This window comes from Streptomyces sp. NPDC058576 (genome assembly GCF_042718715.1).
Taxonomy (GTDB): Bacteria; Actinomycetota; Actinomycetes; order Streptomycetales; family Streptomycetaceae; genus Streptomyces.
On sequence record NZ_JBHXPF010000045.1, the window covers coordinates 18,162 to 33,844 of the forward strand.

At 72.6% G+C, this 15,683-nt stretch carries 14 protein-coding genes; 4 read left to right on the forward strand and 10 right to left on the reverse strand.

Annotation, left to right across the window (positions count from 1 at the left end; genetic code table 11):
- Positions 1 to 9 precede the first annotated feature (9 nt).
- From ACFWRV_RS26590 to ACFWRV_RS26610, 5 genes are all read right to left on the reverse strand, one after another.
- Positions 10 to 3,075, reverse strand: coding sequence for an NPCBM/NEW2 domain-containing protein (locus tag ACFWRV_RS26590; protein WP_384338255.1), 3,066 nt, complete (start codon positions 3,073 to 3,075; stop codon positions 10 to 12).
- A 114-nt stretch (positions 3,076 to 3,189) separates the two neighbouring features.
- Positions 3,190 to 4,419 carry a cysteine--1-D-myo-inosityl 2-amino-2-deoxy-alpha-D-glucopyranoside ligase gene (mshC, locus tag ACFWRV_RS26595; protein WP_384338256.1) on the reverse strand — a complete coding sequence of 410 codons (1,230 nt, stop codon included), beginning with the start codon at positions 4,417 to 4,419 and terminating at the stop codon, positions 3,190 to 3,192.
- Between the two features lie 132 nt (positions 4,420 to 4,551).
- A complete protein-coding gene (locus ACFWRV_RS26600; RefSeq protein WP_384338257.1) occupies positions 4,552 to 5,391 on the reverse strand; it encodes an SCO1664 family protein in 840 nt (279 codons plus the stop codon).
- Positions 5,355 to 5,945 (reverse strand): DUF3090 domain-containing protein, encoded by a 591-nt coding sequence (locus tag ACFWRV_RS26605; RefSeq protein ID WP_030085580.1) that lies wholly within the window; start codon positions 5,943 to 5,945, stop codon positions 5,355 to 5,357. The genes ACFWRV_RS26600 and ACFWRV_RS26605 overlap by 37 nt, the downstream gene beginning before the upstream one ends.
- Before the next feature lie 70 nt (positions 5,946 to 6,015).
- Positions 6,016 to 6,738: a histidine phosphatase family protein gene (locus ACFWRV_RS26610; RefSeq protein WP_384338258.1), complete on the reverse strand. Its 723-nt coding sequence runs from the start codon at positions 6,736 to 6,738 to the stop codon at positions 6,016 to 6,018.
- A 133-nt stretch (positions 6,739 to 6,871) separates the two neighbouring features.
- Here ACFWRV_RS26610 and corA point away from each other — a divergent pair, with 133 nt between their 5' ends.
- The gene (gene corA, locus ACFWRV_RS26615; RefSeq protein WP_384338259.1) at positions 6,872 to 7,867 is read left to right on the forward strand and encodes a magnesium/cobalt transporter CorA; all 996 of its coding nucleotides are present in this window, start codon (positions 6,872 to 6,874) and stop codon (positions 7,865 to 7,867) included.
- A gap of 49 nt (positions 7,868 to 7,916) precedes the next feature.
- On the opposite strand, the gene ACFWRV_RS26620 is transcribed toward corA, so the two are convergent.
- The gene (locus ACFWRV_RS26620) at positions 7,917 to 8,705 is read right to left on the reverse strand and encodes a ferritin-like domain-containing protein (protein ID WP_384338260.1); all 789 of its coding nucleotides are present in this window, start codon (positions 8,703 to 8,705) and stop codon (positions 7,917 to 7,919) included.
- Between the two features lie 224 nt (positions 8,706 to 8,929).
- Positions 8,930 to 9,979: an LLM class F420-dependent oxidoreductase gene (locus tag ACFWRV_RS26625; protein WP_384338261.1), complete on the reverse strand. Its 1,050-nt coding sequence runs from the start codon at positions 9,977 to 9,979 to the stop codon at positions 8,930 to 8,932.
- Between the two features lie 138 nt (positions 9,980 to 10,117).
- Between ACFWRV_RS26625 and ACFWRV_RS26630 the strand changes: the two genes are divergently transcribed.
- Together ACFWRV_RS26630 and ACFWRV_RS26635 are read left to right on the forward strand one after the other, a co-directional pair.
- Entirely contained in the window at positions 10,118 to 11,101 is a 984-nt protein-coding gene (locus ACFWRV_RS26630) for an aldo/keto reductase (RefSeq protein ID WP_384338262.1), read from the forward strand.
- Positions 11,098 to 13,362, forward strand: coding sequence for a helix-hairpin-helix domain-containing protein (locus ACFWRV_RS26635; protein ID WP_384338263.1), 2,265 nt, complete (start codon positions 11,098 to 11,100; stop codon positions 13,360 to 13,362). The genes ACFWRV_RS26630 and ACFWRV_RS26635 overlap by 4 nt, the downstream gene beginning before the upstream one ends.
- A 113-nt stretch (positions 13,363 to 13,475) precedes the next feature.
- On the opposite strand, the gene ACFWRV_RS26640 is transcribed toward ACFWRV_RS26635, so the two are convergent.
- Positions 13,476 to 14,141, reverse strand: coding sequence for a hypothetical protein (locus ACFWRV_RS26640; protein WP_384338264.1), 666 nt, complete (start codon positions 14,139 to 14,141; stop codon positions 13,476 to 13,478).
- 47 nt (positions 14,142 to 14,188) lie between these two features.
- On the opposite strand from ACFWRV_RS26640, the gene ACFWRV_RS26645 reads away from it, so the two are divergent.
- The gene (locus tag ACFWRV_RS26645; RefSeq protein WP_003970138.1) at positions 14,189 to 14,377 is read left to right on the forward strand and encodes a DUF5703 family protein; all 189 of its coding nucleotides are present in this window, start codon (positions 14,189 to 14,191) and stop codon (positions 14,375 to 14,377) included.
- 70 nt (positions 14,378 to 14,447) lie between these two features.
- Here ACFWRV_RS26645 and ACFWRV_RS26650 read toward each other — a convergent pair whose 3' ends face one another.
- Together ACFWRV_RS26650 and chpH are read right to left on the reverse strand one after the other, a co-directional pair.
- Positions 14,448 to 15,284 carry a chaplin gene (locus ACFWRV_RS26650; RefSeq protein ID WP_384338265.1) on the reverse strand — a complete coding sequence of 279 codons (837 nt, stop codon included), beginning with the start codon at positions 15,282 to 15,284 and terminating at the stop codon, positions 14,448 to 14,450.
- A gap of 140 nt (positions 15,285 to 15,424) precedes the next feature.
- The gene (gene chpH / locus ACFWRV_RS26655; protein ID WP_006123411.1) at positions 15,425 to 15,658 is read right to left on the reverse strand and encodes a chaplin ChpH; all 234 of its coding nucleotides are present in this window, start codon (positions 15,656 to 15,658) and stop codon (positions 15,425 to 15,427) included.
- Between the last annotated feature and the right edge of the window lie 25 nt (positions 15,659 to 15,683).

Sequence of the window (15,683 nt, forward strand, 5' to 3'; positions counted from 1 at the left end):
GGGTGCGGCTCAGGCGCAGTGGAACTTCGCCGCCGCCCAGTCGCCGTGGTCGCCGGTCCTGGACCCGTTGGTGTCGGTGACCTCCAGCCGCACCTGGCGTACGCCGTCGAGCTGCACGTCCACCGGCAAGGTCGCCGAGGCGCCGGTCAGCTTCGGCGAGGTCCACAGCACCTTGCCGTCGCCCTCGACCGAGAACGCCGCCTCGCCGTAGCCGTTGATCTCGTCGTCGATCCCGACGTCAGCCGTGAACGCGGTGCACCGGCCGCCGAGATGGAGGGCTATGCCGGAGTCGGCGTGCGTGCCGATCCCCTTCTCGTACGTCTCTCCCGCCAGCGTCAGCGTCTTCCCGTCGTTCGCGCCCGACTCCCCGTTGGAGCGGTCGCGTTCGGCGGGGCCGTAGCCGTTGGTCTCGGAGAGCCAGACGAGGTCGCTCGCCCAGGCCTCGCCCTCGGGCGGCGGCGGCAGGACGGAGACGGCGAGCCGCTGCTGACTCGTGCGGGCCTCGCCTGCGGCCCGGTAGCGGGCCAGCGCCGTCAGCGTGGTCTCGCGTACGTCGGCGTCCTTCGCCGGGGTGACCCGCACCTCGACCCGGCGGGTGGCGCCCGCCGGGATCCGGCCCGGGACCTTCGCGGTGGCGGCCTGCCAGCCCTCGGGGACCTGGAGGGAGACCGTGGTGTCGGTGAGGTCGGACCGGCCCGCCGTCACGTCGACCTGGACCGTGCCGGGCGTGCCCGCTCCGGCCTCCTGCCCGGCGGGGGCGGTGAGGGCGGCGGCGGCCGAGGCCTGCTTGCCGCCGACCGCGCTGGTGCCCAGCAGCTTCACCGTGAACTTCTTCGCGGTGCTCAGGGGCGCGGTCTTCACGTGCACCACGCCGCCCCGGTCGTCACGGTCGTACCACCAGCCCTGCCGGGCCTTGTCGTACGCGCCCTTGGAGGTGAGTTCGGGCAGCGTCCGGTCCAGCTTCACCGCGCGCGGCTCGGAGCCGGTGTGGACGGTGAACTCGTAGGGGCGGGTGGTCTGTTTGCCGGTGAAGCTGCCCCGGCTCTCGTTGATCGTGACGGAGACGTCGCCCGCGCCGTGCTTCGGGGCCCGGACGTCGGCGCGCTGGGTGGCGTACTCGCCGTCCCGGTGCCCGCGGGTGACGCCGTCGTCCTCGTACAGGGTGAAGGAGCTGTTCCCCTGCGGGTAGACGTCCCAGGCCAGCGGGGAGTCGGCGGTGCGGTCACGGTACGAGCGGATGCCGGGCCACATCGGGACGGCCGCGCCCGCCTTCACGAAGAGCGGCAGGGTGTCGAGCGGGGCGTTGTAGGTGTCGATGGTGGTGGGACCCTGGTGGGTGCGGCCGCTCCAGTAGTCGATCCAGATGCCCTCGGGGAGGTAGATGTCCTTGCGCTCGGTGGTGTCCTGGTAGACGGGCGCGACGAGGAAGTGCTCGCCGGAGAGGAACTCGTACTTCGCGGTCTCCGTCGACGCCTTCGGGTCGTCGGGGTATTCGAGGACCAGCGGGCGGACCATGCCGACACCGGTCCTGGTGGCCTCGTGGGCGTAGCTGTACTGGTAGGGCAGCAGCGACTCCTTGAGCTTGAGGTAGTCGCGGTTGACGGAGGTGTACGGCTCCCCGTAGCGGAAGGGCTGCTTGTCCATGGGGGCCCAGCCGTCCATGGTCATCGTGGTGCCGAGGAACATCTTCCACTGGAGGTCGCGGGTGTACGTCTTGGCGCTGCCGCCGAAGATCCCGTCGACGTCACCGGTGGTGTAGGCGAGTCCGGACATGGTCGCGCCCGCGTAGGTGGGGATCTGCCAGCGGATGTACTCCCAGGTGCCGGACTGGTCGCCGGACCACTGGACGCCGCAGCGCTGGGCGCCCGCCCAGCTCTCGGGGGCCCAGGTGAAGCCGCGGGCGTCGCTGTGGTCCTCGATGCCCTGGTAGGCGTCCTTGCAGGCGTCGAGGGCGAACTTGTAGCCCGGTCCGACCCAGGCGACGTCGAGCTTGGCGACCCGCTGCCCGGCCTTGACCTGGGCTTCGAGGTTCTCGATGCCGTCCTCGGTCCACAGGCCCAGCTCCATGTTGCGGTTCTTCAGCCCCTGGGCGGTCTCCTCCAGGTCCTCGTAACCGCAGCCGTAGCCGTCGTTGACCAGCATCCAGCCGTTGGGCATGTCGTTCTCGACGTAACCGTCGGCGACCTTCAGCGAGTCCAGGGTGCGGCGCTCGCCCCGGTTGGCGTTGTGGAGGTAGCAGTCGGCGTCGCCGATCTCCATGCCGTAGACGGGCGGCAGGAACGGTTTGCCGGTGAGGTCGGTGTACTGCCCGATGACGTCCTTGGCCCCGTCGGCCCCCTTGCCCGCGAAGTAGTAGGCGTCGAAGCGCCGTTCCTTGGCACTGGTCGTCACCGGGTCGGTGAACGCGTAGGTGCCCGGGGCGTAGGTGTTGCGGAAGACGCCGTAGCCGGCCGAGGAGAGGTAGAACGGGACGGAGTTGGGGTGGCCGCCGTCGTCCCAGTTGTAGTCGACGGCGACCTCGACGGTCTTGTCGCGGTGGGAGGTGTTGCCGCGGCCGTTCTGCATCCCGGCCCCGTAGAACTGCTCCCCCGCTCCCCGGGCCAGGGTCTGGACGGTCTGCTCGCCGGTCCAGCTCAGGCCCTTGGACTCGGACCAGATCCGGCTGCCGTCGGCCCGGTGCAGGGCGAAGCGCAGCGGCTTCTTGTAGGCCCGCAGGGTGACTTCGTCCGTGGACAGCTCGTAGCGGTCGCCGCGGTCCTTCCAGCGGGTCCGGGGCGGCTTGCCCTGCGGCAGGACGATGTCGTCGCCGGTGGGGTCGGTGAACGCGCCGTCGGGGGCGAGCTCGATCCGGAAGGTCTCCTCCGAGACGAAGCTGACCCGGGCCCGGGCCTGCCCGGCGGTCAGCCGGTAGACCGCCCCGTCCGCGCGGAAGCCGGTGAGGTCCCCGACGGTGGTGGTCTCCGTGCTCTCCGGCGGGGCCTCGCCGGCGTGGGCCCCGCCGGGCCCCGTGAGGGCCGCGAACAGTCCGAGCAGCGCAGCAACTGCTGCCACTCTCATGCGCGTTGATGTTTGCATAGAGAGCTTTTAGCGCAACTTCGAGCACGTCGCCATGGACAAAAAGGAACCGGCCCCGAACTTCGTAGAGAAGTCCGAGGCCGGTTCGAGCCGACGGGCGGGCGGTGGAACCGCCTACAGCGCGACCCCCAGCAGGGCGTCGACCGTACGCGAGACGACGCCGGGCGCACCCTCGTCCGTGCCGCCCTCCGCGCCCTGGAGCACGGCCCAGCGGTCCACAGCGGCGAGCGCGGCAGGGCTGTCCAGGTCGTCGGCGAGGGCTTCGCGGACCTCCTCGACCAGAGCGTCGGCGGACGGCCCGTCGGGGCGCGAGACCGCGGCCCGCCAGCGCGCCAGGCGCTCGACGGCGTCGGCCAGCACCTGGTCGCTCCACTCCCAGTCGGAGCGGTAGTGCCGGGAGAGCAGCGCGAGCCGGATGGCCGCCGGGTCCACGCCGTCGCGGCGCACGGCCGAGACGAAGACCAGGTTGCCCCGGGACTTGGACATCTTCTCGCCGTCCAGGCCGACCATGCCCGCGTGGACGTAGGCCTTGGCGAACGGGTGCTCACCGGTCAGCGCCTGGGCGTGGGATGCGCCCATCTCGTGGTGCGGGAAGGCGAGGTCGGAGCCGCCGCCCTGGATGTCGAAGCCCATGCCGAGGTGGTCGAGCGCGATGGCGACGCACTCGATGTGCCAGCCCGGGCGGCCCTCGCCCAGGGAGGCCCCGTCCCAGCTCGGCTCGCCCGGGCGGGCGGCCATCCAGAGCATCGGGTCGAGGGGGTTCTTCTTGCCGGGGCGCTCGGGGTCGCCGCCGCGCTCGGCGGAGAGCAGGCGCATCGCCTCGGCGTCGAGGCCGGAGACCTCGCCGAAGTGCGGGTCGGCGTCGACGGAGAAGTAGATGTCCCCGTCCAGGTCGTAGGCGGCGCCCGCGTCCCGGAGGCGCTCGACCAGGGGCACGATGCCCGGTATGGCCTCGACGGCTCCGATGTAGTGCTGCGGGGGCAGCATCCGCAGGGCGGTCATGTCCTCGCGGAAGAGCGCCGTCTCGCGCTCCGCGAGCTCGGTCCAGTCCTGACCGTCGCGCACGGCCCGCTCCAGCAGCGGATCGTCCACGTCGGTCACGTTCTGGACGTAGTGAACCTGCCGCTTGGTGTCGAGCCACACGCGCTGAACGAGGTCGAACGCGTTGTAGGTCGCCGCATGACCCATGTGGGTCGCGTCGTACGGCGTGATGCCGCAGACGTAGATGCGGGCGACGGGACCGGGGTCAAGGGTGATCCGTCCGCCGGTCGCGGTGTCGTGGATCCGAAGGTCGCGGCCCTTGCCAGGCAGGGCGGGGACCTCAGAAGCGGGCCAGGCATGCATGTCATGAGCGTAACCGGACGATGCTTCCGGATACGAACCGGCTCCGGAAACCTGTCCGAAGTGGCCCTCTTGCGTGAAACCTCTGGCAAGCCTGAGAAAAGCGCCCTCACCGCGCGGACCGCCGGACACCCCCTAGACCGGCGGCCAGGGGATGGGCGGCCACTGGCCGCTCGGCTGCGGGTGTGCGGCGCTCTTCAGCAGCCCGGCGACCCGCTCCCGCAGGGCCTCCAGCTCGGCCGGTGTGATGAGTTCGGCCATCCGGGTGGTGAGGGCGGTCCCCGGAGACAGCTCGGCGGCGAGCCGGCCCAGCACCGCGAGGGCCTCTTCGGTGAGCGGCTCGCCCGCCCAGCCCCAGAGCAGGGTCCGCAGCTTGTCCTCGGCGTTGAAGGTGACGCCGTGGTCGATGCCGAAGAGCCGGCCGCCGGGCGCGGGCAGCAGATGACCGCCCTTGCGGTCGCCGTTGTTGATCACCGCGTCCAGCACCGCGAGCCGCCGCAGCCGGCGGTCGTCCGCGTGCACGAGCAGCGCGGTCTTCCCCTCGCCCACATCCGCGAAGCCCACGGCCTTCCAGCCGTCGCCCGGTTCCTCGCCCTCGACGAGCGCCAGCAGTTCGGGGATGTCGGCGTCGGACTCGGGACCGTCGATCCAGAGCTGGACCATGCCCTGCCCGTACGGCCCCTCCCGCAGCACGGTCGGCGGCACGAGGTCCCAGCCGGTCGCCCGCGAGATCTCGTACGCGGCGACCTCCCGCTGGGCGAGCGTCCCGTCGGGGAAGTCCCAGAGCGGCTGCTCTCCGGCGACCGGCTTGTACGCGCAGGTGCGCTCCTCGCCCTCGTACGCCACCGTGCAGTGCAGCACCGCGTTGGACGCCCCGCCGACCTGCCCGAGGACGGTGAGCGCGCCCTCCGTGAGCAGGATGAGCAGCTCGGTGTCCGTCAGGCTCCGCGACGGTATCCGTTCTGGCGCGGGCATACGTGTCCTTCCGGATCGAGCGGCAGGCTGCACAGCGGGCACGGCGGGCGGCCGGCGTTGACGACGTCCAGGGCCCGCTTGGCGAAGGCCCGGGCCTGGGCGCCGCTGAGCCGGACGCGGAGCATCGGCGGGCCGTTCTCCTCGTCCTGGAGGAGCTTCTCCTCGGCCTCCGCGAGGTCGTCCTCGGAGTCGGCGTCGAGTTCGACGAGGGCCTGCGCCTCGACGATCATGCGCTGCTCCTCGCCGTCCCAGGCCAGAGCCATGGTGCCGACCCGGAACTCCTCCTCGACGGGAACGTCGAGCGGAGCGGTGTCGGAGACGTCGGTGGGGGCCACCGCGGGCACCGGCGAATTGCCTCCGGTGCGGCGTACGACCTCGTCGAGCAGTTCGTCGATCCGCTCGGCGAGAGCGGCGACCTGGGTCTTCTCCAGGGCCACGCTGGTGACCCGGCCCTGGGAGGACGCCTGCAGGAAGAACGTACGGCGGCCAGGCAACCCGACCGTACCGGCCACGAATCGGTCCGGTGGGTCGTAGAGGAACACCTGACGGGACACGTCCTGCTCCCTTGAGCTTCGATGGTGGTTGGGCGGCGCTACGGCGCGTCCACCCTACTGCCCGGAGCGATCACGGCGCGCCCGCGCCGCCCCCGACCGTCGCGTCCGCCGAACCGTCGCCCGCGGGGGAGGCCGCGGCGTCCGCCCCGACGGAGTGTTCGCGGGGGGCCAGGGAGGCGAGGTCGCCGGTGTCGCCGAGCCTCATGAGGAAGGGGCGCAGCCGCGTGTAGCGGATCGCGGTGACGGAGCAGGGGTCGACGTGGATGCGCTGGAAGAGGTCCAGGTGCATGCCCAGCGCGTCGGCGACGAGGGACTTGATGATGTCGCCGTGCGAGCACATGACGTAGGCCGCGTCCTCGCCGTGCTCCGCCTCGACCCGGCCGTTCCAGTCGCGCACGGCGTCGACGGCGCGGGCCTGCATCGCGCGCATGGACTCGCCGCCGGGAAAGGCGGCGGCCGAGGGGTGCTGCTGGACCACGGACATCAGCGGCTCGTCGGCGAGTTCGGCCAGCTTCCGTCCCGACCAGTGGCCGTAGTCGCACTCGCTGATCCGGTCCTCGGTGTGCAGGGGCAGGCCGGGGCGGGCGTCGAGGAGCGGCTGGAGCGTCTGACGGCAGCGCTCCAGGGGGCTGCTGACGGCGAGCACCGGGGCCAGGGCGGCCAGCCGGGCGGGGAGGCCCGCGGCCTGTTCGGCGCCGCGTTCGTCGAGGAGGACGCCGGGGGTGCGGCCCGCGAGCACTCCGGCGGTGTTGGCGGTGGAGCGTCCATGGCGTACGAGGATCAGCGTGGGCATACCCGCCAGCGTAGGGGGTGCCCTGTCGATCAGGCCGCGAGGTGCGGCACCAGGGCACGCGAGCCCGGCCTGGTCGACAAGGCGCCCCTTGAGGGGCCGGTGAAGGTGCGTGGGGGCGGGTTCGCGGGGAAGAATGCCCGCCGTGATCGTGGACTGTGCCATCTACCGGGACGGGCGCCGCAGCGAACGGCCCGACGACTTCTCCGACGCTCTGGACGAGGCGCGGGCCTCCAGGGACGCGTTTCTGTGGATCGGGCTGCACGAGCCGACGGAGGAGGAGTTCGACCTCGTACGGGACGAGTTCGCTCTGCACCCGCTGGCCGTGGAGGACGCGCTGCGGGCGCACCAGCGGCCCAAGCTGGAGGTGTACGACGACTCCCTGTTCGCGGTGCTCAAGCCGGTCGTCTACGAGCCCGAGAGCGACACGGTCAGCGCGGACGAGCTGATGGTCTTCATAGGGGACTCGTTCGTGGTGACGGTCCGGCACGGCGAGGGCGCCCCGCTGGCGGCCGTGCGCCGGCGGCTGGAGTCCGAGCCCGAGGTCCTCAAGCACGGCCCGACGGCGGTGCTGTACGCGGTGAGCGACGCGGTGGTGGACCACTACATGGATGTGGCGGGCGAACTCCAGGTCGACCTGGAGGAACTGGAGACGCAGGTCTTCGCGCCGACCGGCTCCGGCGACTCCAAGAACACCGCCGCCCGGATCTACACCTTCAAGCGGCAGGTGCTGGAGTTCCGCCGGGCGGCCGGTCCGCTGACGGCGCCGATGGCCCGGCTCGCGGGGGCGGGCGTGCCGTTCGTCCACGAGCACGCGCAGCCGTTCTTCCGGGACGTGGCCGACCATCTGACGCGCGCCAACGAGCAGGTGGAGGGGCTGGACCGGCTGCTCTCGGACATCCTGTCGGCGCATCTGGCGCAGATGGGCGTGCGGCAGAACGACGACATGCGCAAGATCTCCGCCTGGGCGGCCATGGCCGCCGTCCCGACGATGGTGGCGGGCGTCTACGGCATGAACTTCGACCACATGCCGGAGCTGCACTGGACGTGGACCTACCCGGCGGTGGTCCTGCTGATGGTCGGCGCCGTGTTCGGCCTCCACCGGCTGTTCAAGCGGCGCGGCTGGCTCTGAGGGCCCCACCGGGACAGCGGATGCCGGGCCAGGTGGGGCCGCTGGGACCTCAGGCGTATTCGTGTTCCGGTACGGCGGGGCTGCCCAGCGCGTCACGCCGCTGCGGCATCTCCAGGCTCACCATGCGCCGCCAGCCGACGAGGCGCTCGTACGCGTACACCGCGTGGATGCCCGCGGCGAGGACGGCGGCCTTGGGTCGCGACCAGCCGAGCACGCGGCCCATGTTGGCCATCACGGCGAGGCTGACGTCGCGGTAGACGCGGATCTCGGCCAGGGCGCACTCGCGCATGATCCGCTGGATGGTGCGGCCGTGTCCCGCGCGGGCGAGGCCGAGAAGTTCCTCGTGGCAGTAGGCGAGGTGGTTGTCCTCGTCGCTGGAGATCATCCTGACCGCGCGGCCGATGTCGGGGTGGTCGGCGAAGTACCGGCGCAGCAGCTGCATCTGCTCGGAGGCGCGCTGCTCGGTGACGCGGCTGTGGGCCAGATAGGTGATGATGTCGCGCTCGGTGAGCCGCTCCTCGCCCCGCAGCCGGGAGTGTGCGAGGCCGATCCCCTGCTGTTCCAGGAGCATCGTGTAGTCGGTCTCCGGCGGGACCTCGACGGGCGGCAGTCCGCGCTTCTTCAGGAGGGCGTTGAAGATCCGGCCGTGCTTGTCCTCGTCGGCGCCGTGCCGGACGATCTTGGGAGCCAGGTCGCGGCGGCCCTCGGGGACGAGGGCGGCGATCCGGGCGTTCTCCCAGCCGCCCTGGGCCTCGCCGCTCGCGGCGATGGAACAGAAAAGCCGGTAGGACTCGTCGTTGTCGAGGATCTCCTGGAACAGGGTCTGCGCTGAGAGCATGACGCCACCTCCGTACCCGTTGCCCGCGGAGCCGAAGTCCGCGGAGCAGTAGTGCGCAGAAAGAGTCAAATGCCGCGGGAGGCAGTCGGCAACCGGAACGGTCACGGACCGCGGCCACCGGGACGGCGTAACCCCTGGGCGTGCGGCGCGTTGTTCCGGGTGACGGCCGTGGCGGGGAAGACCCCCGAGCCCCCACCACGGCCGTAGTGCTGTCCCGGGACCCGTCAGGCGAGTCCGGAGCGCTCCAGGGCGTCCGTGCCGGCGCGCAGCGCGGTGAGCCGCTCCTCCAGGGTGAAGCCGGCCGGGGCGAGGTTGAGCGTGGTGACCCCGGCGGCGGCGTAGGCCTGCATCCGCTCGGCGATCCGCTCGACGGGGCCGAGCAGCGCGGTCTGGTCGATGAGCTGGTGCGGTACGGCGGCGGCGGCCCCGGCCTTGTCCCCGTCCAGGTACTTGTCCTGGATCTCGGCCGCCTCCTTCTCGTACCCCATGCGCTGGGCGAGCTGGTTGTAGAAGTTCTGCTTCCGGCTGCCCATCCCGCCGACGTAGAGGGCGGTGTACGGGCGGAACATGTCGGCGAGGCCCATCACGTCGTCGCCGATGGCGAGCGGCAGCGTCGGGCTGACGTCGAAGCCCTCCATGGTCTTCCCGGCCTTCTCCCGGCCCGCGCGCAGCGGCTGGATCGCGGTCTCCTCCAGGTGCTCGGCGGAGGGGAAGATCAGCAGGGCGCCGTCGGCGATCTCACCGGTCTGCTCCAGGTTCTTGGGGCCGATCGCGGCGATGTAGAGCGGGATGTGCTCGCGCTGGGGGTGCACGGTGAGCTTGATCGGCTTGCCGGGGCCGCCGGGGAGCGGGAGCGTCCAGTGCGCCCCCTCGTAGCTCACGCGCTCGCGGGTCATCGCCTTGCGGACGATCTCCACGTACTCACGGGTGCGGGCCAGCGGCTTGTCGAACTTCACGCCGTACCAGCCCTCGGAGACCTGCGGCCCCGAGACACCGAGGCCGAGGCGGAAGCGGCCGCCGGACAGCGAGTCGAGGGTGGCGGCGGTCATCGCCGTCATGGTGGGCTGCCGGGCCGGGATCTGCATGATCGCGGAGCCGACGTCGATCGATTCCGTCTGGGCCGCGACCCAGGTCAGCACGGTCGGGGCGTCGGAGCCGTACGCCTCGGCCGCCCAGCAGACGTCGTAGCCGAGCCGGTCGGCCTCCTGCGCGACGGCGAGGTTGTCGCCGTCCATGCCGGCGCCCCAGTAACCGAGATTGATGCCGAGCCGCATAGCCGCTCCCCTTACTGATCAGTAACGTCCCTTTCTCCGGACTCTAGCGCGGGCGACGGCGATCCGGCAGGCCCGGCGGACCTCCGGTTGTCCACAGGCTTCCACTCGGTGGGGCCATGGCCAGTAATCTCAGCGCCCATGGAGCAGAGGCATCTCGGCCGTACCGGCCTTCGCGTGTCACGGATCGGGCTCGGCACCCTCACCTGGGGCCGGGACACGGACGAGCACGACGCCGCCGACCAGCTCAAGGCCTTCTGGGACGCGGGCGGCACTTTGGTGGACACGGCCGATGTGTACGGGGGCGGCGAGGCCGAATATCTGCTCGGGCGGCTCGTCGGCAGCCTGGTCCCCCGTCAGGATCTGGTCATCGCCACCAAGGCCGGAAACGTCCCGGACCCCTACCGCCGCTTCAACGGATCGCGCGGGCACCTCCTGGCCGCCCTGGACGCGTCCCTGGAGCGGCTCGGCACGGATTACGTGGATCTCTGGCAGGTCCACGCCTTCGACCCGGCGACCCCGCTGGAGGAGACCCTCCAGGCGGTGGACCTCGCCGTCTCCTCAGGCCGCGTGCGGTACGCGGGCGTGTCCAACTTCTGCGGCTGGCAGCTGGCGAAGGCGGCCACCTGGCAGCTCGCCGCGCCCGGGGTGCGCACCCGGCTGGCCAGCACGCAGATGGAGTACTCGCTGCTCCAGCGGGGCATCGAGCGCGAGGTGCTGCCCGCCGCGCTGGACCTCGGGATCGGGCTGCTGCCGTCCTCGCCGCTGGGCCGGGGCGTGCTCACCGGCAAGTACCGCCACGGCACCCCGTCCGACTCCCGGGGCGCGTCCGAGCGGCTCGCCCCGTTCGTCGAGCCGTATCTCGACGACGCGGCGGCCCGGATCACCGACGCGGTGGCGACGGCGGCGGACGGCCTGGCGACGAGCCCGCTCCAGGTGGCGCTGGCCTGGGTCCGGGACCGGCCGGGGGTGGCCGCGCCGATCGTCGGTGCGCGCAACGCCGGGCAGCTCGCGGAGGCTTTGTCGGTGGAGGCGCTTAGTCTTCCCTACGAGATCTGCCAGGCGCTCGACGATGTGTCGGCGCCCGTGCACCGCTATCCCGACCAGGACTGGAGCACCCTGTGACTGCGCTTCCCGGGGAGACCCCCGGCACGGACGACGTGGCGGCCGAGGACGTGACGGCCGAGGCGGCCGCCGACCCCGCGCCCGCCGAAGCGCCCGGAGCCGCCGAGGACGGGGAGGCCCGGGCCGGGGAAACCGGAGCAGCCGCCGAAGACCCGTCCGCCGACGCCACGCCCCCGGACGGCGCTGCGGGCGGCGCCGCCGGCGCTTCACCCGCCCCGGAGCTCTCGGAGGCGCAGGCCGAGCTGGCCGCCCAGCGCGAACTGCGGGAGCGGATCGAGAAGCGCAAGGCCGAGAAGGCCGAGCCCGTCGCCGCCGGTGCGGGTCTGAGCGGCACGGCCGCCGATCTGCTCGCGGCCGTCCGGGCGGTGGAGAGCGGTGAGAAGGCGGGCTCCGCGTTCTTCGCATCGCCCGCCGCCGCCCCCCGGCGTCCCGCCCCGGCCGCCGCACAGCCGCCCCGGACCCCCGCCCCCGAGGCCGCCCCCGTACCGCAGGCCGCCACACCGGAGGCCCTGGACACGGTGCGCGCGGTGCTCGTGGAGGGCGGGGCCCCCGAGGCGCTGGCCCGCCCGGTCGTCGGCGCGCTGGGCGAGCAGGCGGCCGCGTTGCTGCGCACCGACCCCTGGCAGTTGCTGGCCGCCCCCGGGGTGCGGCCGGAGCAGGCCGACGGCTTCGCCCGGGCCCTGCTGGGCTCCGACTGCGGCCCGGACGACGGCCGCCGGACGGCGGCCCTGGTCGGCTGGCTGCTGGAGCGCGCCGCTCTTCAGGGCCACACGGCGATGGACGCCGGGGCCGTACGGGCGGCGCTCGCCGAGCGTGCGGTGAGCGACCCGGACGCGGCGGTGCGCGAGGCCGTCGAGGAAGGCGTCGCCCTGCTCTTCCAGGAGGGCGGGGAGCTGGAGCCGGACGACACCGGGGCCGAGGACGGCGAAGCGGACGAGGCGGACGAGACGGGTCCGGAGGACGCCGAAGCGGAGCGGGAGCCGGTCCAGGTGCTGCTGGGCCTGGACCGTTACGCCCTGGCCGAGGAGAGCCTCGCCGAGGGCCTGGCCCGGCTGGTCAACACCTGCGAGAAGGCCGCCGACTGGGCGGAGGCCGCTGCCGCCGCCCCGAGTCCGTCGGCCGCCGAGCTGATCCGTACGGCGGCCGCCGCCGGGCTGGTCGCGCACAGCGGCGGCGAGGCGGCGCGGGCCGAGCCCGCCGCGCTGATCGCGGCGGCACGGGGCCTGGGGCTGCGGGCCGTCGGCGCCACCCACAGCGAGGACGGCCGACGGCGGCTCGCGGCGGCCGTCGGCGATCCGGATGCGGCCCTCACGCTGGCCGGCCTCCTGTCCGGCGCGCAGGGTCCCGGCCGGGACGAGGACGGGGCGCTCGCCCTGGACCTGCTGGTCGTGCTGGACGCCCCGCAGCTGGACGTGGAGAGTGCGGCGATCCTGGTCGAGGCGCTGGCCGACGGCGTCCGGCTGGTGCTGAGCGGCGACCCGGGCGTGCTGGGCTCGGCGGGCGCCGGGCGGGTGTTCGCCGATGTGCTGGCGGCCCGCGCCTGCCCGCAGGTCGTCTCCCGCACCCCGGACCCCGGGCCGATCGGCGAGTTGGTCTCCGGCATCGGCATCGGCGAGCTGAACCAGGTCGACGCTCCCGGCAAGGAGGTGGTGATCGTCCCGGTCCGCGACGCGGGCGAGGCCGTCCACCGCACCGTGCAGCTGGTCGCCGACTCGGTGCCCCGGGCGTTCTCCATCCCCGCCGAGGAGACCCAGGTGATCACCGTGGGCCACGGCGGAGCCGCCGGGACCAGGGCGCTGAACGAGGCGCTGAAGCAGCGGCTCAACCCGGGCCCCGGCCGGTTCGGCGGTTTCGACCCGGGCGACCGCGTCGTCCATGTGCCCGCGCCCGGGCGTGCGGTGCCCGGGGTGGTCCGCTCGGCCGACGCCGAGGGGCTGCGGCTGGACTGCGGGGGCGTCCCCGTCGTCGTACCGCAGGAGCGGGTGGAGTCGTCGGTACGGCACGGCTGGGCCCTCAGCGCCCACCAGGCGGCCGGGATGCGCTGGCCCGCCGCGGTCGTCGTGCTGCCGGGCGACGCCGCGCAGGGGCTGAGCCGGCCGTGGGTGTACACCGCGTTCGGCCGGGGCGAGCGGCATCTGTCCGTGGTGCACGGGGTGGACCAGGCGCTCCCGCACGCGGTGGCGCAGGTTCCGGCCCAGGAGCGGACGACCCGGCTGCGCCCGCTGCTGGAGGCGCTCCCGACGCCCGACGCGGCCTCCTGAGCGGACGGTCCGGATCCGGACAGCGGTGGGGCCCCGGTGCGTCGTGCGTGCGCCGGGGCCCCACCGTCACGTCCGGTGCGGGAGACAGGAAGAACAGGAAAAAGGGGAGAGGGTCAGAGGCCGCCCACCGCAGGCCCGGCGAAGTCCTCGTCCGACTCGTCCTCCTCGTCGAAGACCGCGCTGACGTCGAAGCGGCAGACCACCAGTTCGGGGTCGGCGTCCTCGAACGGGGCGCCGAGCCACTCCCCCGGCTCCGGTGCCGTCTCGCCGGCCGAGACCCAGAGGGTGGAGTCGCCCTCCTCCAGGCCGAACTCCTTGTGCCGGGAGGCGATCTCGTCCGGTTCGTACTCGCCGAAGAGCACGCCGAGCGCGGCGTGGACGCTGGTGCCGACCACCGGGGTCGTGTCCTTGCCGTCGTCCGGACCCGCGTCGAGGTCGGCGAGGCGCTGAGCCTGGGCGAGAAGGCGCGGGGGCTCCGCGACCAGGTAGTCGCGCCGGATCAGGACACTGAGCGCGCTGGGCTCCGCGGGACCGGCGTAGGGCGGCAGGGAGTCGTCCGCGCCGGGGATCTCGAAGGGGGTGACTTCGTCGTAGCGGTCGTAGAGGAGTTCGTCGTAGACCTCGGCGGCAGCGGCAAGGGCGTTGAACGCGTCGTAGACGGCGGGGTCGTCGTCCCCGGTACGGCGTTCGACCGCGTCGAGGTGACGGTCGATCGCGGCTTTGACCGCTTCGGCGGCGGCACGTACCTCGGCAGCGGTGGGCTGCGCAGCATCAGACATAGTGCAGACGCTATCCGTACCGGGGCTCTGCCCGCACAATAGATGCGATGCCGGAATACGAATTCGTCGACGTGTACGTGCCGCGCGGGGTCTCCCGCAAGGAAGCGGCCCGACTCCTGACCGACCACGCCGAGTACGGACACTGGGAGCTGGACCGCCTGACGCTCCGCAGGGACGGCAGCCGCAGGGTGCGGCTGCGCAGACGGATCATCCGTCAGCTACGGGCCACCTGGTGACAGGGAGCGGGCCCCGCGGTCGCGGGGCCCGCTCTCTTGTCCGGGCTGTGCCGTGCGGTGCGCGCCCGGATCAGGCGGCGCTGCGCGAGCGGCGGTAGAGAACCGATCCCGCACCGGCGAGCAGCAGTCCGGCACTGGCCGGGATGAGCAGGTCGAGCCCGCCCCCACCGGTCTGCGCGAGCTGCTCCTCGGGGAAGTGCTGGGGCTCGGGGGCGTTCGGCTCGGGCGGCTGGTTGGCCGGCGGGTCGACCGGCTTCTCCGGCGTGACCGGGGGCTTCTCCGGCTTCTCCGGCTCCTCGGGCGGCGGGGGCGGAACCTCGGCCTCGTTGGAGCAGCCGTTGCCGAAGACGGGGTTCAGCAGTCCGCCGATGGTGACGCTGTTCCCGCAGAGGTTCACGGGGATGTCGATCGGCGCCTGGATCGCGTTGCCGGAGAGGATGCCGGGTGAGCCCTGGGCGACGCCTTCGGCCGTGGCGCCGCCGCCGTCCGGGGCCCGGTGACGGCCGGTGCCGGGCCCGGAGTGCCGGTCCGAGGCGGTGGTGTCGCCGGCCTGGGCGCCGTTCCCGGAACCGCCGGGGACCGAGCGGTCCTGGGGACCGGCGGACCGGTCGGACCGGTCGGACTGCGCGGATCGGTCGGTCTGCGCGGATCGGTCGGATTCTGCTGATCCGTTTCCGCAGTCGTTTCCGCTGGCGGGGTTGAGCAGTCCGCCGACGCTGACGGAGTTTCCGCAGACGTTGACCGGGATGTCGATCGGGACCTGGACCGAGTTGCCGGACAGCACACCCGGCGAGCCGGAGGCGGTGCTCGCCGCTCCGGAGTCCGCGTGGGCGTATCCTCCACTCAGCGCGAGCACTCCGCCCGCAGCCGCCATGGTGATCAGGCCTTTACGAGTGACCTGTCGCATAGGTTCGTTTCCTGCCTTCTGGCTTCCGAAAAACCCCCGGACATGACCGTGCGGGAGCCGAATGCCGAACGGTCCCGGAGTGCATGGAGTGCACTCCGGGACCGGTCGAGCTCAAACCCTTACGGGTTGACGTTCAACGATCAGGCGTTGACGCAGGTGTTGCCGAAGGCGGGGTTCAGCAGACCGATCACGGAGACCGTGTTGCCGCACACGTTGACCGGCACGTGGACCGGAACCTGGACGACGTTGCCGGAGAGCACGCCGGGGCTGCCGATGGCAGCACCCTGGGCGCCCGCGTCGGCGGAAGCCATGCCCGCACCAGCGAGAACGAGGCCACCGGTGGCAGCCGCAACTGCGACGACCTTCTTGATCATGATTCCTCCTAGTTGGAAAATGCGG